This is a genomic window from Micromonospora sp. WMMD956 (genome assembly GCF_029626125.1).
Lineage (GTDB): Bacteria > Actinomycetota > Actinomycetes > Mycobacteriales > Micromonosporaceae > Micromonospora > Micromonospora carbonacea.
Map to the genome: position 1 here is coordinate 2318969 of NZ_JARUBI010000005.1, position 22212 is coordinate 2341180.

Here is a 22212-nt window from a genome sequence, read left to right on the forward strand (position 1 = left end):
GCGATGGGGCTACGCGACAGGATGCGGCGGCTGGCCGCCGGCACCCGCGCCCGGGTGGCGGGCCCCGCCTCCGACGCCCGCCCGTCCTCCGCCCCGGCCGCGCCGACGGGGCCGACGCCGCCGCCCACCGCCACCGCCGATACCGGTGCTGCCGGTGATCCCGGGTGGCGGTCGCTGCCGCCGCTGCGGCGGGCGGTGTCCACGGGGCCGCTCCAGGTCGCCGACCTGCCCCGGTTCACCGACCGGCTCGCCACCTACCGCGACCCGACCCTGCGTACGCCGCTCGACCACCTGGTCAGCGACCAGGCGCCGCTCGGGGTCGTGCACGACCTGGCCCGGCCCCGCCCGGCTCGGCCGGACGCCGGGCGGCCGGCTCCGCACCTGCCCGCCGTCCAGCGGAGGGTTGCCGGTCTCCCCGCCGGCGACCCGGGTGCGGGCCGCCCGGCCGCCGAGCCGGCCCCCGTCGGCGTGGACGCGCCGACCGTGCCGCCGCGTGCGCCGGTCCCGCCCGTGACGCCGGCACCGCAGCCGGCGACGGCCGCGCCCTCGGTGGCCCGGCCTCCGGTGCCGGCCTCGGCGTCGGCCCCGACCTTGGCGGCGGCCCCACCCCTGGCCCCGGCCCCGAAGCCGGCTGCGGCACCGGCGGGCGCTGCGGGCCTGCCGCTGGCGGCGGCCCCGAAGCCGTCCGCGACCGCGTCAGCGGCACGGGCGGGGGCGCTGGTCAGCGCGCCGTCGCCGGGCCCGCTCCGCAGGCTGGCCGGCACGCCGCGCCCCGCCGTACCGGCCCGTCCGCCGGTCACGATCCAGCGGGCCGCGCCAGCGACCGCCGTTCCCCCTCCGACAGACGGTGGCCCATCGGCCGCCGAGCCGCGCCCCGCCGGCCCCGCCGCACCGACCGGCGGCCGGACCCGCACCGTTCCGGCCGCCCCCGACCCCGCACCCGCCGACGCCGCCCAGCGCACCGGCCCGCCGCCCGGCGGTGCCGCCGGCAGCGCGCCGTCCAGCCGACCGGGTGCCACGGCCCCACCCGCCGGCGACCCCCCGTCGGACGCCCCGGGCGGCGGGCCGGTGCCGGCCGCCGTCCCCGGTGGAGCTCCTCGGGGACACGTCGGGCCGCCGCCGGTGCGCCGTGCCGGCCGGCTGGGCCTCGGCGAACCACTGCCCGCGCTGCCCGAGACCGCCCGGCCCAGCGCGGCCGGACGGCCGGCCGTCCCCGGTGCCACCGCCGACAGCCGGACGGGCCGGAAGCCCTCCGGCCCCCCGCCGACGGTGCAGCGCACGCCGGCCGCCCGGGAGCCGGCCGCCCCGAGCGCCGGCCCGGACGCCCCGCCGGGCGGCGATCCGCTTCGGTCGGCCGGCCCCGGGGAACGCCGGCCCGTTCGCGCGGGCCTGGGACCGTCGCTGCCCGCAGACGGTCCACCCCCGGTGGTACGCCCGACCCCGCCGGCCCGCCCCGGCGCGCTCCCGCCCGACGCCGCCCGGGGCGGGGCCTCCCCGCCCGACGCACCGTCGGTCGTGGCCCCCGGGGGCGGTGCCGCTCGACCGCACCCCGCCCCGGCCGGCGGCCCCCCTCCGCCCGTGCTCCCGGCCCCGGCCAGCACGCCGACCACCCCGGCGGAGGGCACCCGGCCGTCGCCGGCCCCGACGGCCGGCCCGCGTCGCGCCGCGGGGGACGACCCGGGCCGCGCCCTGCCCCGACCGCCGCGTGCGCCGGTCCGGCCCGCGCTCGCCGGCGCGGTCGGCGGCGCCGCCGGGGCCTCGTCGCGGCCGGGGGTGCAGCGGCTCCGGTGGCGGCCCGCGCACCTGCCCGGGGCCGCGGCCGGCCCGCCGACGGCGGTCGCCCCGGCCGGCAGCTCCGGCCCGGGTGCCGCCGCCCGCGCCGTGCCGCCCACCCCGCCACCGCAGGACGTGTCGCCGGCCGGCATCGCACCGCCCGCCGGGTTCGCCCCGCAGGACGCACCGCCGCCCGCGCCGGCCCGGCCCCGCGCCGCGCCGACGGCCCGGGCTCCGCAGGACCCACCGCCCGCTCCCGCTGCCCAGGACGCGCCGCCCGCCTCCCCTGCACGGAGCGCGCCGGCCGGTGGCCAGGTCCCGTTGCTGGCCGAACGCGGGCTGTCCCTGGTGACCGGGGCACCGGAGCCAGCCGTTGCGGCCCCGGCCGGCGCGCGGGCCGGGGTGCCGGTGACCTGGCGGACGCGCGGCGCGGACGACCCCGGCCCGGCCTCCGCAGGGCCCTCCGGCGGGGCGGGACCATCGTCCGGCGGCCCGGTCGCCGTCCAGCGGTCCCCCCGCGCCGGCACGGGCGGCACGCCCCGTCCGGCGGTCACAGCCGACGGACGGCACGGCGGGGGGAACCCGGCCCGAGCCGGTCGGCACCGGCCGGGACCGGCCGGCGGGGGCGGGTCTGCCGGGGCCGGGGGCGGTCGGACACCGGGCGGGCCCGGCCCGGTCGGGTTCGGCGGGACCGGGCAAGACCACCGGGCCACGCCGGGAGGGCCGGGCGAACAGGCGGGCGGCGGATCGAGCGCCGGGCGGGGCTCGGCCCCCGTGCTCCTCCTCGCCGGGCCGGCCACCCCGGCACCGCACGGGTCACCGGGCACGTCGCGGCGGCCGGCCGGCTTCGCGGGCGTACCGCTGCCGACGCGGCGGGCGGCGGGCCCGGCGGCGGCCGGCGGACCGGACGACGCCACGGGCCCGGCGCGGCGGACGACCACGGTGGCCGGCCCCTCCGGCAGCGCACCGGCGGTCCTCCAGCGGGCCACGGCCCGACCGGACGCGGCGACCGGCACCGGGACGACGCCCGGCACCGGGAGCCGGGCGGAGGACGGCGGGCCCGCGCGGCGGGCCGCCCCACCGGCGGCCGGGGTCGTCCAGCGGCGGACCGCCACCGGGACCACGGGAACCACCGCGACCACCGGGACCGGGACCGCCGGGACCGCCCCGGAGCGGGACCCCGGGCTGGAGCCGGAGGCCCTGCTGCGGGGCTTCGACCGGCGGCACCTGGACGCCCTGGCCCACCGCCTCGTCGAGCCGGTGGGCCGACTGGTCCGGGCCGACCTGCGGGCCGCCCGGGAACGGACCGGCCGGTGGCGGGACGGCACCCGATGAGCCGGCGTACGGATCAGCACGAGAGGGGGGACGGCGATGGCCGGTGACGACCCGGGGACGAGCGTCCACTTCCGGCTCCAGATCGACGGCATCGACCTGGGCGACTGGAGCGGCTGCGACGGGCTCGGCTGTGAGGTCGAGCTGGAGCAGTACCAGGAGGGCGGCAACAACGAGTTCGTCTGGCAACTGCCGTCGCGGCTGCGCTACTCCAACGTCACTCTGACCCGCCCGCTGACCCGGGACACCGCCAAGGTCTCCAGCTATCTCGCGCAACTGCCCAGCGGGGTGCGCCGGGGCACCGCGCAGATCGCGGCGCTCCGGCCCGACCTGGCGATGCTGGTGCAGTGGGGCCTGGCCGACGTGGTGCTGGTGCGGTGGTCCGGGCCGTCGTTCGACCCGAACCGCTCGGAGGTGGCCAGCGAGAGCATCGAGCTGGCGTACCACGGCTTCCTGGAGGTCGGCGGATGAGGTCACGGGCCGGCAAGGTGGCGGCGCACCTGCAGCGGTACCAGCCGCCCACCTCGGGCGGGAACCAGCCGGGCGGGGCCCTCGGCGGGCCGATCACCTTCATGTTCAACCCGCAGCAGCTCGCGCTGACCAAGTCGGCGAGCTGGATCCCGCACGTGGTACGCGGGGCGGCGGACGTCGGGGTCGCCGAGTTCAGCGGCTCCGGGCCCCGGACGCTGAGCCTGGAGGTCTTCCTCGACGCCACGGACACCCACTCCCGCACCGTCCAGGACCGGGTCGACGCCCTGCTCACCTGCTGCGTGCCGACCAAGGCGAGCATCGCGGCGAAGGCGCCGTCCCCGCCGTGGGTGAAGTTCGCCTGGGGGCAGTTCCAGACGGTGTCGTTCTACTCGTACGTCAGCCAGGTCAACGCCACCTACAGCCTGTTCGACCCGGACGGCACCCCGCTGCGGGCGACCTGCTCGCTGACGCTCAACGAGGTCAGCGGCTCCACCCCGGGGCAGAACCCGACGTCGGGCAGCCGCACCGCCCGCCGGGTGCACCGGCTGGTCGCCGGGGACTCCCTGGAGCTGCTGGCCCACCGCGAGTACGGGGACCCGACCGCGTGGCGGGTCATCGCGGAGGCCAACGACATCGACGACCCGGTGCGGCTGCGCCCCGGCCGCCAACTCCTGCTGCCCGCGCCGGAGGAACTGCGTACCGGGGAGGGCTTCGATGTCCAGCGGTGACCACACCAACAACCTGGTGGTGGGCCTGCCCGGCACGCTGCCCCGGGCCTGGGCCGACCGGCTGGTGTCGGCGGTGGTGGAGGACAGCACGAACCTGGCCGCCACGGCGACCCTGCGCTTCCGCGACCAGCAGAGCCGGTTCCTGCGGGACAACGGGGTGACCATCGGCACGGACGTGACCGTCCGGGTCCGCACCGGCCGCGACGCCGCCCCGCTGCCGCTGTTCGCGGGGGAGGTGGTGACGCTGGAGTCGGAATACGACGGGGTCGGCACCTTCACCACCGTCCGGGCCCTGGACCTGTCGCACCGGCTGATGCGGGGGCAGCGGGTACGCAGCTTCGTCAACCGCAAGGCCTCCGACATCGCCCGGGAGGTCGCCGCCGCCGCCGGGATCCCGGTGGGCCGGATCGACCCCACCCCCACGGTGTACGAGACGGTCACCCAGCCGAACGTCGACGACTGGGAGTTCCTCAAGATGCTCGCGGTCGACAACGACGCCGAGGTGGTGGTGGTCGACGGCCGGTTCTTCTTCCGCCGCTCGGTGCGGGCCGCCGCCGCGCCGGGCGCGGGGGTCACCGCCGAGCAGAGCCCGTTCGTGGTGGAGATGAACGAGAACCTGCTGTCGGTGCGCTCCACCGTCACCTCCGTCGGTCAGGTGGCCGGGGTGACGGTGCGCGGCTGGGACGTGCGGGCGAAGCGGCCGGTGCGCACGGAGGTCGCCACCGACGCCAGCGACGAGGTGCAGATCGGCACCACCCCGGCGAAGGTCGCCCAGCCGTTCGGCACGGCCCGGCTCTGCGTGGCGGACGTGCCCTACCGGACGGCGGCCGAGACGCGGGCGGTGGCCGGGGCGGTGGCGGCCGACGTGACGGCGGCCTTCGCGGAGCTGGAGGTGGGGATCCGGGGCAACCCCCGGCTGCGGGCCGGGGTGCCGCTGTCGTTGCAGCAGGTGGGTGCCCCGTTCGAGGGGAAGTACACGATCACGGCGAGCCGGCACGTCTTCGGCCCCGCCCAGCTCTACGAGACGTGGCTGACGGTCAGCGGCCGGCAGGACCGGTCGACGTGGGGCCTGACCACGGGGGCCACCGCCCCCGCGCGGGCGGCCCGGATCCCGGGGCTGGCCGTCGCGATCGTCACCAACACCAAGGCCGACGTGGACCGCCGGCACCCCGAGCGGGTCGGCCAGGGCTGGGTGCGGCTGCGCTTCCCGTGGCTGACCGACGCGCCGGACTACGAGACGGACTGGGTGCGTACGGTGCAGCTCGGCGGCGTCGGCGGGGGCGGGGTGTTCTGCCCGGAGGTCAACGACGAGGTCCTCGTGGGCTTCGAGCAGGGGCTGCTGGACCGCCCGTACGTCATCGGGGGGCTCTACAACGGGGTGGACAAGCCGTCGGTGCACGAGGGCGCGCTGGTGGACGCCTCGTCGGGGCGGATCAACCGGCGCTCGCTGGCCTCGCGTCGCGGGGACCGGATCGAGTTCCTGGAGTCGGCGCTGCCCTCGGGCCCGCGCGGGATCCGGCTGACCACGGCCCGGGACCGGCTGACCGTGCACCTCGACGACCGGCGTACGGCCGTGGTGGTGCACAGCGACGGCAGCGTGGAGATCGAGGCCCGGCAGCAGGTCACGGTGAAGGGGCGGGGCATCACCCTCGACGCCGGGGCGGGCGAGCTGACCCTCAAGGGCCGGTCGGTGAGCATCGACGGCGGCACCCAGGTCGACATCCAGGCACCACTCGTGAAGCTCAACTGACCGGAGGGACGCTCATGCCGCCGGCCGCGCGCATCGGTGACAAGATCAGCCACCTGGCCACCGGGGTCACCCCGGGGCCGCCCACGGGGACCATCGGGCCGCCGGGCGGGCAGCCCCTGCCGCCGGGCACGCCCGGCGCCCCGCTGCTCGGGGTGTCCAGCGTGCTCATCGCCGGCAGGCCGGCCGCCGTGGTCGGCACGGTCTGCGTCTGCGAGAAGCCGCCGCAGCACGCCCTGCTGCTGCTGACCAACCGGATCGTGCCGGCGGTGCCGCCGCCGCTGCGCCGGGTGCTGATCGGCGGGCACCAGGCGGCCCGGCGCGGCGACGCCACCGGTTGCAAGGCCGTGGTGAGCACCGGGGCGACGACCGTGCTGATCGGCGGGTGAGGCGGCGGTGGCCGAGCAGTTCATCGGGGCGGGCTGGGCGTTCCCGCTGCGCACCGACGCCACCGGCGGGATCGCCCTGGTGGACCGGGAACGGGAGATCGTCGAGGCGATCGGGCTCATCCTCGGCACCGCGCCGGGCGAGCGGCCGATGCGGCCGGAGTTCGGGTGCGGGGTGCACGACTACGTCTTCGCCCCGGCCGACGAGAACACCGCCGGGCGGATCGCCTTCGAGGTGCGCCGGGCGCTGGACCGGTGGGAGCCGCGCATCGACGTCACCGACGTGGTGATCAACTTCGACGCCGAGGACGCCGGCCTGCTCTACATCGACGTCCGCTACTCGATCCGGGGCACCAACGACCCGCGCAACCTGGTCTTCCCGTTCTATGTCATCCCCTCCCACGAGGAGAGCGCCCTCTCGCGCGGGGGAAGCAACCACGAGGAAAGCGCCGCCTGATGCCGCTGCCCGCGCCCAACCTGGACGACCGCCGCTTCCAGCAGCTCGTCGACGAGGCGAAACGCTTCATCCAGCAGCGCTGCCCGGAGTGGAGCGACCACAACGTCTCCGACCCCGGGGTGACCCTCGTCGAGACGTTCGCCCACATGGTCGACCAGTTGCTCTACCGGCTCAACCGGGTGCCGGAGAAGAACTACCTGGCGTTCCTCGACCTGATCGGGGTGCGGCCGTTCCCGCCCACCGCCGCCCGGGGCGACGTCACGTTCTGGCTGTCGGGCCCGCAGACGCAGCCGGTGGTGCTGCGCGCCGGCACGGAGGTCGGCACCGAACGCACCCAGACCGACGAGGCCGTCGTGTTCACCACCTCGGCGGACCTGGCGGTGGTGCCCTGCGAGCTGGCCCGGCTGCGCAGCCACCCCGCCGAGGGCCCGCCGGCGGACCGGACGGAGGAACTGCTCGACGGCCGGGACGTGTCCTGCTTCCCCGCCGTCCCGTCGGTGGGCGACGCCATGCTCGTCGGCCTCTCCGCCGCCGTGCCGTCCTGCGCGGTGCTGCTGCGGATGGACAGCCGGGTGGAGGGCGTGGGCGTCGACCCGCGCCAACCGCCGCTGGTGTGGGAGGCGTGGACGGGTGAGGGCTGGTCGCCGTGCGTCGTCGACCACGACGACACCGGCGGGCTGAACCGGCCCGGCGAGGTGGTGCTGCACGTGCCCGCCGCCCACGTCACCTCCGTGGTGGCCGGGCAGCGGGCCGGCTGGCTGCGGTGCCGGCTGGTGGCGGCCCGTCCCGGCCAGCCGTTCTACGCCGCGTCGCCGACGGTGCGTTCGGTGGAGGCGGCCACGATCGGCGGCACCGTCGGCGCCGTGCACGCCGAGACGGTCCTCGGCGAGCAGGTCGGCGAGGCGGAGGGGGTGCCCGGCCAGCGGCTGACGGTGGCCCGGCCGCCCATCGTCCCCGACGAGCACCCGCTGGTGGTGGAGAGCAGCGACGGCACCGGGTGGCTGGAGTGGACGGAGGTGGAGACCTTCGGCGGCTCCGGGCCGGGCGACCGGCACGTCGTCGTCGACCGCACCGCCGGGGAGATACTGTTCGGTCCGGCGGTCCGGCAGCCCGACGGCACCCTGCGCCGCTACGGTGCCGTGCCGACGGCCGGTTCCCGGATCCGGGTGCGGCGCTACCGCACCGGGGGCGGGCACGGCGGCAACGTCGCCCGGGGCGCCCTGGCCGTGCTGCGCAGCTCGATGCCGTACGTGTCGCGGGTGGAGAACCGGGCCCCCGCCACCGGCGGTGTCGACGGGGAGACCGTCGCGGAGGCCCGGCTGCGGGGGCCGGTGCAGCTGCGGGCCCAGGACCGGGCGGTCACCGCCCGCGACTACGAGCTGCTGGCCCGGCAGGCGTGCCCGGCCGCCGCCCGGGTCCGGTGCCTGCCCGCCGGTGACGGCAGCGCGGCCGGCGGCGTACGCCTGCTGGTGGTGCCGGAGGCCGTCGCCGACGAGGAGGGCCGCCTCCACTTCGAGGACCTCGTTCCCCCGGACGGGATGCTCGCCACCATCGCCGAGCACCTGGACGCCCGCCGCCCGATCGGGGCCCGGCTGGTCGTGGAGCCGCCCTTCTACCAGGGCGTCACGGTCGTCGCCCGGCTCGTCCCCCGCCCCGACACCGCCGTGGCCCAGCTCCGGGCCGAGGCGACGGCCACCCTCTACCGCTATCTCGACCCGGTGCGCGGCGGGCCGGAGGGGACCGGCTGGCCGTTCGGGCGACAGGTGCACTCCGGCGAGGTCTTCGGGGTCCTGCAACGGCTGCCGGGGGTCGAGGTCGTCGAGGAGGTACGCATGTTCCCCGCCGACCCGCTGACGGGCCGCCGGGGCGAGCAGGTGCCCCGGATCGAGCTGGACCGGCACGCCCTCGTCTTCTCCCACCAGCACCAGGTCCGCGTCGACGAGCACCGGTCGGGTGCCTGAGCAGGAGGGGGCACGCATGCGCGCCGCCGTCGAGGGGCTGGCCACGCCCGATCCGCTGGGCCGGCGGCTGCCCGCCGTCTACGCCGCCGACGACCTGGCCCAGCGCCTGACCGGCGCGTACGACCAGGTGATCGCGCCGGTGCACGCCACCCTGGACAGCCTGTGGGCGTACTTCGACCCGGCGCTGGCCCCGCCCGACTTCGTGGACTGGCTGGGCGGCTGGGTCGCCGCCGGTGGCCCGCCCGACGGGGCCGGCGACGACCGTCGGCGGGTGGTCGCCGGTGCGGTCGCCCGGCACCGCGTACGCGGCACGGCCGCCGCGCTCGCCGAGGAGGTGCGACTGGCCACGGGACTCGCCGCGGAGATCGTCGAGAGCGGCGGCACCACCTGGTCGGCCACCCCCGGCGGCGAGCTGCCCGGCTCCCCCGAGCCGGCCCTGACGGTGCGGATCCGCGTCGCCGAGCCGGGCCCGGCCCTCGCGGCGCGGCTGCGGGCGGTCATCGAGGCGAACCGGCCGGCGCACGTGCCGTACACGGTGGAGGTGCTGCCGCCCGACGGCGGCGCGGCGACGGGCGGGGCGCGATGAGGACCTGCGACAACTGCGGCGCCGAGGTGACGCCCGGCGACGGTTTCTGCGGCAACTGCGGCGCGTTCCTCGCCTGGAACGACCCCGTGCCGCCGCCCGCCCCGGCGGCCACGGCCACCGCCGTCGGGGCGCCTGCGGCGCGGGACACCACGACCGACGCCGCCCGGGACACCAGGGTCGGGGACACCGGGGCCGGGGAGAGCGGGGCCGGGGCCGGGGAGAGCGTGGTCGGGGACACCGCCGGGCCCGGCGCGGACACCGCCGCCGAGCCCGTCACCGCCGCCGAGGACACCGCCGCGCGGCGGGCCGCCGCGCTCGTCGTGCCGGTGCGTCCCGTCGACGACGACGGGCCCGACCGGCCCGGCCCGGTGCCCGCGGCGGTCCCCGCCGAGCTGCCGCCCGCCGCCGACCAGCCCCGCGCGGTGCGGCCCGGGCTGCCCGTGGCCCCCGCGCCGGTGGTCCGCGACTTCGCCGGGGACGCCGCCGGCGCGCCCGACGACGTGGTCTGTCCGGCCTGCGGCACCGGCAACCCGGCCGGCCGGTCGTTCTGCCGCCGCTGCGGCGGGCCGCTGGCCGCGCCGGCGGGCCCGGCGGCGGCGGTGCCGTGGTGGCGTCGCCTGCGCTGGCCCCGGCGGCGGCCCGGCCGGGGCGGGCTGCGCCGGCTGCTCGCGGTGCTCCTCGTCCTGGCTCTGCTCGCCGTGGCGGCCTGGGCGGCGGTCCGGTTCGGCCCCCGGGCCGTCGACGCGGTCCGCGACCGCACGACGACGCCCGAGGCCGTCCTGCCCAGCGCCGTGGTGGCCTCCAGCGAGGCGCGCGGGCATCCCGCCCGGTCCCTGGTGGACGGCCTGAACAACCGGTACTGGGCGCCCGCCGCCGACCGGCCCGCCACCGGGCAGTACGTGGAGCTGACCTTCGACCCGCCGATCCGGCTGATGGACCTGATCGTGCACACCGGGGCGTCGCCGCAGCAGGACGTCTTCGTGCGGCAGGCGCGGCCGGCCGAGCTGACGCTGACCCTGTGGACCGGGGACGGCCCGAGCAGCACCCGGCAGCTACGCCTGAGCGACCGGCCGGGGCCGCAGACCTTCCACCACGTCGTCGGCGGGGTGACCCGGCTCCGGTTGACCATCGACGCCAGCTACGGCGCACAGCGGGGACGGGAGGTGGCGCTGGCCGAGGTGGAGGTGTTCAGGCGGCCGTGACGTGCACGGGCCGCACGCCTGCCGGGCGGGGCACACCCAGCGACCGGAGCACCCGCTCGTACGTCTGCTGGCTGCGCCGGGACGCGGCCACGTCGCCGGCCCGGCGCTGCGCGGCCACGAGCAGCCGCCAGCCGTCGTCGTGGTAGCCGTCCAGCTCCAGCGCCCGCCGGGCGGCCAGCGCCGCCGCCCGCGCCCGCCCCTGGTCCAGTTCCACCCGCGCGAGCAGCGCCGCCGCCTCCGTCGCCCGCGCGCGGTACCGCTCCCGGTCCGCGACCACCCATTCGGCGGTCCCGTCCTCCGGCAGCAGGTCACCGGTGTAGTGGTCGAGTGCGCCGCGCAGCGCCCCGGTGACCGCCGTGGCGTCGCCGGTCGGCCCGGCGCGCCGGGCGACGGCCAGTGCCGCCTCGAAGGCCAGCACGTCGCTGCCGCCGCCCGGCCCGGGGTCCAGCAGGTAGGAGGCCCCGTCCCGCACGACGAACCGGGACGCGCCCCGGGCCACCCCGGGCTCCAGGAAGGTGCGCAGGGTCGACACGCTCACGTGCAGGTTGTTGACGGCGGCCCGCTCCGGCAGCTCCGGCCAGAGCGCTGCCATGATCCGCTCCCGGTGCACGGGCCGGCCGGCCTCGGCCGCCAGGTAGCGCATCAGCGTCCGGACCCGGGGCCGGACGCCCGACCAGCCGACCGGGACGCCGTCCAGCTCCAGCCGGAACCCGCCGAAGCACCGCAGCCACAGGCCCGGATGTGCCGCCGGATCGATCGGGCGCTCCCTCGAAGTCATGTGATCCGTCTCCCTTGTCGCCACGGCGACGCCGACCGCGCGCCGGTCCGCGTCGGACGCCGGCACCGGGCCGCGCAGGCGACGACGCCGGGACGGCGCGGGCGGGACGGCCGGAATGGGAGGTGGCGACGTCGACGCCACGGGGGGACAGTGTGCGCGGCGCGCGGGGGACATGGACAGCCGTCATTTTGGGGACTTCTCCGGCATCTACCATCGGTAGCGCTCGGTACCCGCCGGGGTCCGGGCGTCCCTCCTTCCCGGGAGCAACCTGATGCCGACCGTCGATCCGCCCGACGCCGGCCCCGCGCCGGTCGTCGTCCGGTGGGACCGCCTGAGCGGCGAACGCTGGCCGGAACTCGCCGCGCTCACCGCCGACGGGCTGGTGCTGCTCGTGCTGCCCCGCGCCACGACGGTCGACCCGCTGGCGTTGCTCGCCGCCGGGGCCCGGGCCGTCCTGCGCGACGGCGACGGCGTCGACGAGCTGGAGCTGGCCCGCTCGGCGGTGCTCACCGGCGGGTCGTACCTGTCGCGGAGCGTGGCGACGCTGGTCGGCGGCCGGACCGACGGCGGCGGGCGGGCGGCCCCGGGCGCGCCGGAGGTGTCGCTGGGCCCCCGGGAGGTGGAGACGCTGCGGTGCATCGCGCAGGGCCTCACCCACCGGCAGGTCGCCCACCGCCTCGGCGTCACGGAGCAGACCGTCAACACGTACGCCAAGCGGCTGCGCCGCAAGCTCGGGGCCGCCAACAAGGCGGAGCTGACCCGGCGGGCGGTGGAACTCGGCTACCTGTCGGCGTGACGGGCGTTCTTGCCGGTCGTCTTGCCTCGCCTCGCCACCCGCAGCGTAGTTGACTGCTCACCGAGAGGTGGGCGATGTTCGACGTGTGTGTGGTGGTGGCCGAGCCGCTGGCCCGGCGCGGGGTGCGCCAGCTCATCGACGGCAACGACCGGGTGCGGAGCCTGCGCACCGTCGACGCCGTGAGCGAGGTGGCGGCCGGGGCGGGGACGGTCGTCGTCCTGGTCGACCCGCCGGAGCAGGTGCTCCGCTGGTCCTGCGCCCGGCACCCCACCCTGGTGATGGTGCCGGAGTCCGCGAAGGGCGCGACGCTGGACGCGATCCGGGCCGGCGCGCGGTCGGTGGTGAGCACCGCGACCGAGCGTACCCAGTTGGGGATCGCCCTCGACGTGGCGGCGGCCGGCGGGTTCTACCTGTGCCCGACGCTGTCCGCCCGACTCCGGGCCTGCGCGGCCGGCCCGGACCCGGCGCGGCCGGCGGCCGGCGGCGCTCGGGGCCCGGCCGGCGGGGGCCCGGCCTGCGCGCCGGGGCCGGGCCTCGGTCGCGACCGGGCACGTCTCCGGCCGCCCGGCCGGCCCGCGCTCGCTCCCCGCGAGGCCGCGACGCTGACGCTGATCGCCCAGGGGCTGACGCACGCGCAGGCCGCCCGCCGGCTCGGCATCTCCGAGGCGACGGTGAACACCTACCTCACCCGGATCAGGTCCAAGCTGGACGTCGGCAACAAGGCCGAACTGACCCGCGAGGCGATCACCCTCGGCCTGGTGCGGCGTCGACCGGGCAGCGCCGACCCGGTCAGCTGAGGGGGTCGCCCCCCTCGGCCAGCACGCCCCGGCTGCGCAGGTGGGCCGCCAGCCGGCACCGGGCCGCCTCCCGCTCCCCGGTGGCCTCGTCACCGGCGAGCCGCTCGGCGGCGAAGAGCGCCAGCAGCGGGTGCAGGACGTAGCGGCCGGGGGCGGTGCCGACGCCGAGCAGCCCCGCGTCGACCAGCCTGTCGAGCCGGTCCTCGGCGACCGGCACCGGCTCGCCGGACAGCGCCGCGGCCACCGGCGCGGTGCACTGCGCCAGCGGGGCCACGCCCAGCAGCCGGAACGTGCGCCGGACGGCCGGGTCGAGCAGCCGGTACGACCGTTCGAACGCGCCGCGTACCTGGATGTCGCCGGCCCGCAGCAGGTCGAGCCGGCGGCGCTCGTCGCGGAGCCGCTCCACGAAGCACTGCGCGCTCCACTCGGGCCGGACCGCGAGCCGGTTCACGGCCGCCCGGAGGGCGAGCGGCAGCCCGCCGCAGAGCCGGCCCAGTTCCGCCGCCGCCTGGCTGTCGACGGCGATCCGCCCGCCGCCCACCGACGCGGCGAGCAGGGCGCGCGTCTCGGCGTCGGACAGCACGCCCAGCGGCATCCGGTCCGCCCCGACCAGCCCGGCCAGCGCGTTGCGGCTGGACACCAGCACCAGCCAGCCCGGCCCACCCGGCAGCAGGGGCCGCACCTGCGCCTCGTCCCGCGCGTCGTCCAGCACCAGCAGGCCGCGCCGGTCGGCCGCGAGCGTGCGCCAGAGGGTCAGCCCGGCATCCGTGGAGGGCGGTGCGGCGGTCACCCCGAGGGCGGTCAGCAACTGGTCGAGGGCCTGCGCCAGGGTCGTCGGCTCGTCGTCCATGCCCCGCAGGTCCACGAACAGGGGCCCACCCGGGAAGCGGTGCGCCTGCTCGTGGGCGGCGTGCACCACCAGGCTGGACTTGCCGACCCCGGGCACGCCGCTGACGACCACGACCCGGCTGACCCCGGCCCGCCCGGCCGCCTCGGCCGCGCCGGCCAGCCGGCGCAGTTCCCCGGCCCGGCCGGCGAAGTCGGCCAGGTCACCGGGGAGGGAGCCCGCCCCGTCGTCCCACCCGCCCCCACGGGCGGCGGTGAGCAGCCGGGAACGGTCCGGCTCGGAGAGGCGGAGCCGGTCGGCCAGTTCCTGCATGGTGCGACGCTGCGGCCGGGCGACGCGGCCGAGCTCCAGGTTGCGCACCGTCCGCACGGCGACGCCCGCGAGGTCGGCCAGTTCCTCCTGGGTCAGGCCGGCGGCCGCGCGGTGCCGCCGCAGCAGGGCCCCCAGCCGACCGGTCATCCCGGCGCCCCCGGGACGCCGACCTCATCCGTGAACGTCACCCCACGGATAGTTACAGAAACCGCGGGCCGCTGCCCAACCCCGGCCTCGCCGAACGACCGGAAAGATCGATCACGACTTATAGTGTGGCCATGGCCTGGCAACCGGTGATGGCGATCGACGAGGCGCGGGCGTGGCTCGCCGAGATCCTGGCCGGCGCCGACCGGCTCCGGGTGGAGGCGGTCGACGGCGGCCGGGTGGTCTGCGCCGCCGGGCCCGACGGGCTCGAACGCCGCATCGACGGGGCGCTGTCCGGGCCGGCGATGTTCTGGGCGATCGACCTGGCCGGCTTCGTCGCGGTGAACGTGCTGGTCGGGCCGACGCCCGCGATGGCGCTGGCCAACAGCAGCATCAGCTTCCTGGAGCCGGCCGAGCCGGGCGTGCTGCGGGTCGCCGCGGAGGTGGTCAGCCTCGCCAGCCGCTCGGCGGTCGTGGACGCGCGGGCCACGGACCACCGTGGCCGGCTGGTCGCCCTGGCCACGCTGCACTTCGCGCTGCCGTCGCGGGCCGCCCGGGCGGCCACGCTCGCCGCCCGGGCCGGGGCGTAGCCGCCCACCGGCGGCGGCCACGTGGCCGGCGAGGCCGGAGCGAGGCCGACCGGGCCCGAGCCGGGCGGAGGCGCCGGCTGGGGCGGTCAGGCCGGGGCGGAGAGGTAGGTGCCACGCTGCCACGGGTAGCCGGGCAGCGAGACGACCGCCCGGCCGGGCGGGGCCGGCACCGGCTCGTCCGCGCCGAGCGCCCGCACGGCCGGGTGGGTCTCGCCTGCGGCCAGGGCCGCCAGCGCCGTCGCCGCGCCGCCCGGCTCGGCCGCCTCGACCCACACCGCGTGCTTGAGCCGGGTGCGGCCGCCGGTGACGGTCGACGCGAACGCCGGGTAGTCCGCCCCGGGCAGGGCGGCCAGGTGTGCCGCGTACCGGCCGGCGAGCTCGGCGAGCGCGCCCGGGGTGGCGGCCGACACGGGGAAGCCGCGCGGGGCGGGCACCGCTGCGGCCGGCTCGGGCGGCGGCGCCGGGGACAGCACCGCGAAGGCGTTGGTGCCGCTCATCCCGTACGAGCTCGTCGACGCGCAGGGGCCCAGCCGGTCGTCGTCCCAGGGCACCGCCTCCGCCGGGATCTCGATGCCGGTGCCGGACAGGTCGACGCGCGGGTTGAGCGCCCGGTAGTTGGCCTGCGGGGCGATCGTGCGGTGGTGCAGGCACAGCACGGCCTTCACCAGCCCGAGCACCCCGGCGGCCGACTCGGTGTGCCCGAGGTTGCCCTTCACCGAGCCCACGTACAGCGGGCGGCCGTCGCGGCGGCCGAGCGCGGCCACGACCGCCTCCAGCTCGGCGGGGTCGCCCAGCGGGGTGCCCGTGCCGTGCGCCTCGTGGTAGCCGACATCCCGCGCGGACACGCCGGCCGCCGCGAGGACGGTGTCGATGAGCCCCGCCTGGGCGGACACGTTCGGCGTCGTGAACGTCGCCGTGCGCCCGTCGTGGTTGATTCCGGTGCCGCCGATCACGGCGAGGACGCGGTCGCGGTCCCGGCGGGCGTCGGCGAGCCGCTTGAGCAGCAGCAGGCCGCAGCCCTCGCCCCGGACGAACCCGTTCGCGTCGGCGTCGAACGGGCGGGAGCGGCCCTGCGGCGACAGCGCGCCGGTCTGCGCCACCGCCCGGGTGGTGCCCGGGGCGAGGACCAGGTTGACGCCGCCCGCGAGGGCCACGTCGCAGTCGCCGGCGGCCAGCGCCCGGCACGCGGTGTGCACGGACACCAGCGACGACGAGCACGCCGTGTCCAGCGCGAACACCGGACCCCCCAACCCCAGGGTGTACGCGACGCGGCCGGCGGCGAAGGCGTGGCCGTTGCCGATGGTCCAGTAGGAGTTGGGGTCGCCGGAGAGCCACTGCCAGTAGTCCCGGCCGGTGATGCCGACGAACACGCCGGTGGACGCGGCGACGGCGGCGACGGGGATCGCCGCGTGCTCGAACGCCTCCCAGGCGACCTCCAGCAGCAGCCGGTGCTGCGGGTCGAGCACCCGGGCCTCCTTCGGCGCGATGCCGAAGAACTTCGGGTCGAAGTCGAACGCCGCGTCGAGGTAACCGCCCCGGGTGACCATGCCGTCCCACGCCGCGCCGAACGCGTCGCGCCGGTCGGCCGGCAGGTCGCCGGTGAGGTCGCGGGCGTGCAGGATGGCCGACCAGTACGCGTCGAGGTCGGCGATGCCGCCCGGCGCGCGGACGGCCATCCCGACCACCGCGATCGGTGTGCCCACTACAGGACCCGGTGCATCCAGCCGTGGGTGTCCTCGGCCCGGCCGTACTGGATGTCGAGCAGGTGGGTGCGGAACTGGCGGGTGTACTTGCCGGGGGTGCCGTCGCCGACCTCGGCGGCGAACTCCTCGCTCTTGAACCCGATGATCGGGGTGATCACGGCGGCGGTGCCGGCCGCGAACGCCTCCGTGACCGTGCCGTCGGCGAGCCCGTCGCGGATCTCGTCCATGCCGATCGACCGCTGCACCGGGTCGAGGCCGTGCTCGGCGGCCAGCGTCAGCACGCTGTCGCGGGTCACCCCGTCGAGGATCGTGCCGAGGCTCGGGGTGACGAGCTGCTGGTCGCGGGTCACGAAGAAGACGTTCATGGTGCCCGACTCGTCGATGTCGCGGCGCTGCTCGCCGCCCAGGTAGAGCACCTGCTCGCAGCCGTGCCCCAGCGCCTCGCGCTGCGGGGCGAGGCTCGCGGCGTAGTTGCCGCCGCACTTGGCCGCCCCGGTGCCGCCGATCGACGCCCGGCTGTACTTCGTGGAGATCCACAGCGTCACGCCGGTGACCCCGTTGGGGAAGTACGACCCGGCCGGGCAGGCGATCACGCAGTAGGTGACCTGCTGCGCCGGCCGCACCCCGAGGAACGCCTCCGAGGCGAACATGAACGGGCGCAGGTAGAGGCTCTGCTCCCCGCCGTACGGCGGCACCCACGCCTCGTCGGCGCGGACCAGCGCGGCGACGCTCTCGACGAAGGTCTCCTCGTCCAGCTCGGGCAGGACCATCCGGTCGGCGGACGCGGCGAACCGGCGCGCGTTGAGGCCGGGCCGGAACAGCCAGATGCTGCCGTCGGCGCGGCGGAACGCCTTGAGCCCTTCGAGGATCTCCTGCGCGTAGTGCAGGACGGCCGCGCCGGGGTGCAGGGTGAACGGGGCCAGCGCGGTGACCTGGTGGTCGTGCCAGCCGGCGTCGGGCGTCCACGTCACGGTGACCATGTGGTCGGTGAAGTGCCGGCCGAACCCGGGGTCGGCGAGGATCTCCTCCCGCGCCTGCGGGGAAGTCGGGTGGTCGGTTCGCCGCAACCGGAACTCGGCGGTCATCTGGGCTCTCCTCGGGACGGTGGCGCGGTGAAGACGGCGACGCAGTTCTGCCCGCCGAAGCCGAAGGCGTTGGTGAACGCGGCCCGCACGGGCATCTCCCTGGCCTGGTGCGGCACGTAGTCCAGGTCGCACTCCGGGTCCGGCTCGTGCAGGTTGATCGTGGGCGGCACGACCTGCTCGCGGATCGCCATGGCGCACACCATCGCGCCGAGCGCCCCGGCCGCGCCGATCAGGTGGCCGAGCATCGACTTGGGCGCGCTGACCGCCACCCGGTCGGCGGCGTCGCCGAGCGCGGCGCGGATCGCCACGGTCTCCGTGCGGTCGTTGGCCTTCGTCGAGGTGCCGTGGGCGCAGATGTAGTCGACGTCGTCGGGGCGCAGCCCGGAGCGGGCCACGGCCTGCCGGATCGCGGCGGCGGCGTGCACGCCGCCCGGGGCGGGGGCGCTCACGTGGAACGCGTCGCTGGTCAACGCGCCACCGGCGAGGGTGGCGTAGGGGGTGGCCCCCCGGCGGCGGGCGTGCCCGGCCGACTCCAGGACCAGCACCACCGCGCCCTCGCCGAAGACGAAGCCGTCGCGGTCGGCGGCGAACGGCCGGCTCGCGCCGGCCGGGTCGGCGTTGCGCTCGGACATCGCGCCCATGCTCACCAGGCCGGCGAACATGGCCGGGGTGATCGCCGCGTCGGTGCCGCCGCAGACGACCACGTCCGCCTCGCCGGCGAGGATCAGGCGGCGGGCGTCGAGCAGCGCGTACGCGCCGCTGGCGCAGGCCAGGGCGCTGGCGTTGACGGGCCCGTGCGCGCCCAGGTCGATGGCTATCTCGCAGGCCGGCATGTTGGTCAGCGAGGACGGCACGAACTGGGCGCTGGGCGCGGACGGCACGGGCGCGAGGAGCCCCCGGGTGGCCGCCTCGACGGTGTCGAAGCCGGCGACGGCCGCGTTGACCACCACGCCCACCCGGTCGGCGTGCTCGGGGTCGACGGTCAGCCGCGCGTCGGCGACCGCCTCCCGCGCGGCGACGACCGCGAATTGGCTGAACCGCGCCATCCGGCGGGCCCGCTTCGGGGTGAAGTGCGCCGCCGGGTCGAAGCCCCGCACCTCGGCGGCGATGCGGGTGGGCAGGTCGGCGGCGTCGAACGCGGTGATCGCGCCGACGCCGGACTTGCCGGCCAGCAGGCCGTGCCAGGTGCTCTCCCGGTCGAGGCCGAGCGGCGTGACGGCGCCGATGCCGGTGATGACGACGTCGCCCCCTACCATCGCGCCACGGCCCCACTTCTCAGGCATCGAACGACCCACCGCAGACTATCAATCGCCGTGTCCGCGCGGCAGTTGTCCGCACGGCGGTCGCCACCCGCGCCAGCCCTCCCGCCGGTCGCGCCAGCCCTCCCGCCGGTCGCCCGGACGGCACCGCCGGTCATGCCGGCCGCCCCGGGCCGCGCGCCACGACGGGCGCGCCCCGCCAGGCGTCGGGCCCGGCCCCGGCGGGCGGGGCCGCCGCGCAGGCGACGTACCCGTCGGGCGCGGCCACGCCCGTGCGGCCCGGCAGCAGGGCGAGCACGCGCCGGTGCAACTCCTCCGGTACGGCCGACGCGTCGGCGACGTACGCCGTCAGCCCGGTGCCCGGCGCGGGCCCGTCGGCAAGGACGGCGACCTCGACGCCCCCGGCCGCCTCGCGGACCAGCTCCGCCACGTCGGCGGGGCGCACCCAGCCGGCGGGGGTACGCACCCAGTCCGCGCCCCGCACGGCGGGGGCGAGGCCGATCCGGCCGGGGATCTCGGCGACGCCGACCTCCTCGGCGACCGCGTCGCACAGCAGCGTCTCGATGCCCCGCACGATGGTCTCGCCGAGCGCGCCCGGCAGGTACGTCGTGTCCACCAGCAGGCCGAGGCGGCAGACGCCCTCGCCGCCGTTGCTGGCGGCGACCATGAACTTCATGTCGCTGCGCGGCAACGGGTCCAGCCGCGTGTAGCGGGATCCGGCGCGCAGCTCGGCGAGCCGGTCGGGCCCCGGTTCCGGGCCGGTGACCGCCCAGTCGTTGCCCCGGTGGCCGTTGTTGAAGTAGGTGGAGAGGTCGAACGACACGCCCCGCCGCCGGCCCGTCTCCTCGACCACCGTCGCGACGGCGCGCGGGTCGCACTGCGCCCGGCGGTACGCGTCGAACGCTGGGCGGTGGGTCTGCCGGATGGCGGTGAGCAGGTCCACGTCGCGCGGCACGGTGAACGCCAGCAGCGCGTCCAGGGTGTTCAGCGCGATCAGGTCGCGGCTGCGCCGGTCGAGCCGGTTGCCCGTGATCAGCTTGAGTACGGCGGTGTCGTGGCCGTTGTAGGCGGTCAGCACGAGCGTGGTGAGGCAGAGCAGCACGGTCGAGAACGACGTGCGGGTGCGCGCCGCGAGGGTGGCCGCCGCCGCGGCGACCGCCGCCGAGTCGAGCAGGTGCCGCTCGATGGGCTGGTCGCCGGTTGCCGCGCGCGGCAGGTCGAACATGGAGGCCGGCGCGGTCGACAGGCCCTGTTCCCAGTGCCGCAGCCCGAGCCGGCTCTGCTGCTGACCGGCGGGTGAGCCCTCGAAGGCGGCCTGCTCCAGCGCCTGCGGCACGCCGACGCCGGCCGACGGCTCGACACCGGCGGGCGGCCCGAAAGCGGCGGCCGCCGCCGGCTCCGGCTGCCCGCGCTGCTCGGAGTCGCCGCTGAGCCCGGCGCGCAGGAGGTCGACGAACGTGGTGAACGCCCAGCCGTCGAACGCCAGGTGCGACCCGACGAGCGCCACGGCGGTGACCCGGCGTTCCCCGTCGACGACGCAGCCGACCCGCAGCGGCCACTCGGCCTCGTGGTCGAACGCGGTCTCCGCCAGCCGCCCGGCCAGCTCCCCCGCGACGCGCGCCGGGTCGTCGTGCCCGTCGGCCACCACGACGTCGTACGCCCCCGAGGCGTGGACCTCCTGGCGGGGCTGGCCCGACCGGGCCACGTACCGGGTCCGCAGCGTCTGGTGCGCCTCGACCAGTCCCCGCAGGGCCGCGAGCAGCCGGGCCTGCCCGACGGGTTCGGCGAGCACGAGGGGCTGGCCGATGTTGAACTGGTTCGCCTCCTTGCCGAACCACTGCATCGCGTCCCACATCACGCTCTGCGCCCAGGTCAGCGGCCCGGACGCGGCCTCGCCGACGGCGAACGGCAGGTCGAGCACGGCCGTCTCCGGCGGGCCGCCGGTGGTCGCGTCACGCACGGTGCCCCCCGTTCACCGGCGCGGCGGACGGGCGACCGCCCTTCGGGGTGAGGCGCAGCGGCAGGTGGTCGAGCCCCCGGAACGCCGGGCTGGGGATCTTGACCAGCTCGCCGATCAGCTCGATGTCGTCGGTGCGCTCGATGAGCAGGCGCAGGAACGTCGCCGCCTGGAGGCGGGCCAGGTGCATGCCGACGCAGGTGTGGATGCCCGCCCCGAAGCCCAGGTGCCCGTCGGTGCGGCGGTCGATCCGGTAGGCGTTCGGGTCGGGGAACTTGCGCGGGTCGCGGTTGGCCGCCGCGAACGACAGCTCGACCCGGGCGTCCCTCGGGATGGTGGTGTTGCCGACGACGACGTCGGTCGTGGCGGTGCGGAAGACGTTCTGCACGGGCGGGTAGAAGCGGGCCGTCTCCTCGATCGTCGCCGGGATCAGCTCGGGCCGGTCGCGCACCAGGCGGAACTGGTCGGGGTGGTTCAGCAGCGCGTCCAGCATGTTGCCCAGGAAGTGCGTCATGGTCTCCTGGCCGCCGACGAGCAGGGTGAGGCAGAGCCAGAGGATCTCGTTCTCGGTCACCCCGCCCTCCTCGGCGGCGGCGAACAGCTTCGACACCACGTCGCTGCGGGGCGGCTGCGTCCGGCGCTCCTCCAGCAGCCCGCCGAGGAACGTGGACAGGCCGGCGACGGAGGAGAGCGCGGACTTGGCGGCCCGCAGCCGCAGCGCGTTCTCGTCGGGGTCGTCCGGGGCGTCCTCGCCGACCTTGGCGTTGGCGATGAAGCTCTCCAGCACCCCGGCGGTCAGCTTGAGCTTGGCCAGGTTGTCGCTGGGCACCCCGACGATCGTGGTGACCACCTTGACGGGCAGCAGGATGATCGCCTGCTGGACGAGGTCGATGTCGCCGGTGGCGACGGCCTCGTCGAGCAGCTCGCCGCAGACCTGCTCGATGAACGGCCGCCAGAACTGCACGCCACGGGGCGAGAAGTCGTGCCGGATCAGCCCGCGCATCCGGGTGTGGTCGGGCTGGTCGAGCCCGAACAGCACGGGCAGCGTGGACCGGTGGTAGGCGATCCCCTCGGCCGAGGACAGCCCGCCGTGGTCCTTCGCCGCCGCGCGCACGTGGTCGTACCGGATGACCAGCCACATGTCGCGGTCGGCCAGGTACAGCGGCTCCTCGTGGCGCAGCAGCTCGGCGTACGCGGGATAGGGGTCGTCCATGGCGCTCGGGGAGAAGGGGTCGAACTCTGCGGTGTGCGTCGCGCTGGTCACTGACGGGTCCTCCGGACTTCGCTGTGGCTGGTGGGCC

The 22212-nt window shown here is 77.3% G+C and carries 19 protein-coding genes; 12 read left to right on the plus strand and 7 right to left on the minus strand.

The window, feature by feature from the left end:
* The first annotated feature begins 3 nt into the window (after nucleotides 1-3).
* Genes O7628_RS10715 through O7628_RS10755 form a run of 9 tightly spaced genes read left to right on the plus strand, consistent with a single transcriptional unit; the run spans nucleotide 4 to nucleotide 10643 of the window.
* Nucleotides 4-3108, plus strand: coding sequence for a hypothetical protein (locus O7628_RS10715; RefSeq protein ID WP_278130002.1), 3105 nt, complete (start codon nucleotides 4-6; stop codon nucleotides 3106-3108).
* Between the two features lie 36 nt (nucleotides 3109-3144).
* On the plus strand, nucleotides 3145-3576 hold the full coding sequence (locus tag O7628_RS10720) for a phage tail protein (RefSeq protein ID WP_043960744.1): 432 nt from the start codon (nucleotides 3145-3147) through the stop codon (nucleotides 3574-3576).
* Nucleotides 3573-4304 (plus strand): LysM peptidoglycan-binding domain-containing protein, encoded by a 732-nt coding sequence (locus tag O7628_RS10725; protein ID WP_074474896.1) that lies wholly within the window; start codon nucleotides 3573-3575, stop codon nucleotides 4302-4304. Before O7628_RS10720 ends, O7628_RS10725 begins: the two co-directional genes overlap by 4 nt.
* Nucleotides 4291-6054: a VgrG-related protein gene (locus O7628_RS10730; protein ID WP_278130009.1), complete on the plus strand. Its 1764-nt coding sequence runs from the start codon at nucleotides 4291-4293 to the stop codon at nucleotides 6052-6054. The genes O7628_RS10725 and O7628_RS10730 overlap by 14 nt, the downstream gene beginning before the upstream one ends.
* Before the next feature lie 14 nt (nucleotides 6055-6068).
* Complete coding sequence (locus tag O7628_RS10735; protein WP_278130011.1) at nucleotides 6069-6440, plus strand: PAAR domain-containing protein; 372 nt, start codon at nucleotides 6069-6071, stop codon at nucleotides 6438-6440.
* 7 nt (nucleotides 6441-6447) lie between these two features.
* Complete coding sequence (locus O7628_RS10740; protein WP_074474893.1) at nucleotides 6448-6894, plus strand: GPW/gp25 family protein; 447 nt, start codon at nucleotides 6448-6450, stop codon at nucleotides 6892-6894.
* Nucleotides 6894-8855: a putative baseplate assembly protein gene (locus tag O7628_RS10745; RefSeq protein WP_278130014.1), complete on the plus strand. Its 1962-nt coding sequence runs from the start codon at nucleotides 6894-6896 to the stop codon at nucleotides 8853-8855. The genes O7628_RS10740 and O7628_RS10745 overlap by 1 nt, the downstream gene beginning before the upstream one ends.
* Nucleotides 8848-9441, plus strand: a complete 594-nt coding sequence (locus tag O7628_RS10750) for a phage tail protein (protein ID WP_278130016.1) — start codon at nucleotides 8848-8850, stop codon at nucleotides 9439-9441. Before O7628_RS10745 ends, O7628_RS10750 begins: the two co-directional genes overlap by 8 nt.
* Nucleotides 9438-10643 carry a zinc ribbon domain-containing protein gene (locus O7628_RS10755; protein WP_278130018.1) on the plus strand — a complete coding sequence of 402 codons (1206 nt, stop codon included), beginning with the start codon at nucleotides 9438-9440 and terminating at the stop codon, nucleotides 10641-10643. The genes O7628_RS10750 and O7628_RS10755 overlap by 4 nt, the downstream gene beginning before the upstream one ends.
* On the opposite strand, the gene O7628_RS10760 is transcribed toward O7628_RS10755, so the two are convergent.
* Nucleotides 10630-11421, minus strand: coding sequence for a BTAD domain-containing putative transcriptional regulator (locus O7628_RS10760; RefSeq protein WP_278130021.1), 792 nt, complete (start codon nucleotides 11419-11421; stop codon nucleotides 10630-10632). The two genes, O7628_RS10755 and O7628_RS10760, sit on opposite strands and share 14 nt — an antisense overlap.
* Before the next feature lie 271 nt (nucleotides 11422-11692).
* Between O7628_RS10760 and O7628_RS10765 the strand changes: the two genes are divergently transcribed.
* Both O7628_RS10765 and O7628_RS10770 read left to right on the plus strand, forming a co-directional pair.
* On the plus strand, nucleotides 11693-12217 hold the full coding sequence (locus O7628_RS10765) for a LuxR C-terminal-related transcriptional regulator (RefSeq protein WP_278130023.1): 525 nt from the start codon (nucleotides 11693-11695) through the stop codon (nucleotides 12215-12217).
* A gap of 74 nt (nucleotides 12218-12291) precedes the next feature.
* Nucleotides 12292-13014 (plus strand): response regulator transcription factor, encoded by a 723-nt coding sequence (locus tag O7628_RS10770; protein WP_278130025.1) that lies wholly within the window; start codon nucleotides 12292-12294, stop codon nucleotides 13012-13014.
* Here O7628_RS10770 and O7628_RS10775 read toward each other — a convergent pair.
* Nucleotides 13007-14320, minus strand: a complete 1314-nt coding sequence (locus O7628_RS10775) for a helix-turn-helix domain-containing protein (protein ID WP_278130027.1) — start codon at nucleotides 14318-14320, stop codon at nucleotides 13007-13009. The two genes, O7628_RS10770 and O7628_RS10775, sit on opposite strands and share 8 nt — an antisense overlap.
* Nucleotides 14321-14451: 131 nt before the next feature.
* On the opposite strand from O7628_RS10775, the gene O7628_RS10780 reads away from it, so the two are divergent.
* Nucleotides 14452-14907, plus strand: a complete 456-nt coding sequence (locus O7628_RS10780; protein ID WP_178066736.1) for a PaaI family thioesterase — start codon at nucleotides 14452-14454, stop codon at nucleotides 14905-14907.
* Between the two features lie 86 nt (nucleotides 14908-14993).
* Here the strand turns inward: O7628_RS10780 and O7628_RS10785 are convergent, their stop codons facing one another.
* From O7628_RS10785 to O7628_RS10805, 5 genes are all read right to left on the minus strand, one after another.
* A complete protein-coding gene (locus tag O7628_RS10785) occupies nucleotides 14994-16610 on the minus strand; it encodes a polyketide synthase (protein WP_278130031.1) in 1617 nt (538 codons plus the stop codon).
* Complete coding sequence (locus O7628_RS10790; protein WP_278130033.1) at nucleotides 16610-17695, minus strand: branched-chain amino acid aminotransferase; 1086 nt, start codon at nucleotides 17693-17695, stop codon at nucleotides 16610-16612. The genes O7628_RS10785 and O7628_RS10790 overlap by 1 nt, the downstream gene beginning before the upstream one ends.
* Nucleotides 17692-18978, minus strand: a complete 1287-nt coding sequence (gene fabF, locus O7628_RS10795) for a beta-ketoacyl-ACP synthase II (protein WP_278130034.1) — start codon at nucleotides 18976-18978, stop codon at nucleotides 17692-17694. Before fabF ends, O7628_RS10790 begins: the two co-directional genes overlap by 4 nt.
* A gap of 130 nt (nucleotides 18979-19108) precedes the next feature.
* Nucleotides 19109-20914: a hypothetical protein gene (locus O7628_RS10800; protein ID WP_278130035.1), complete on the minus strand. Its 1806-nt coding sequence runs from the start codon at nucleotides 20912-20914 to the stop codon at nucleotides 19109-19111.
* Nucleotides 20907-22175, minus strand: coding sequence for a cytochrome P450 (locus O7628_RS10805; protein WP_278130037.1), 1269 nt, complete (start codon nucleotides 22173-22175; stop codon nucleotides 20907-20909). Before O7628_RS10805 ends, O7628_RS10800 begins: the two co-directional genes overlap by 8 nt.
* Nucleotides 22176-22212: the final 37 nt, after the last annotated feature.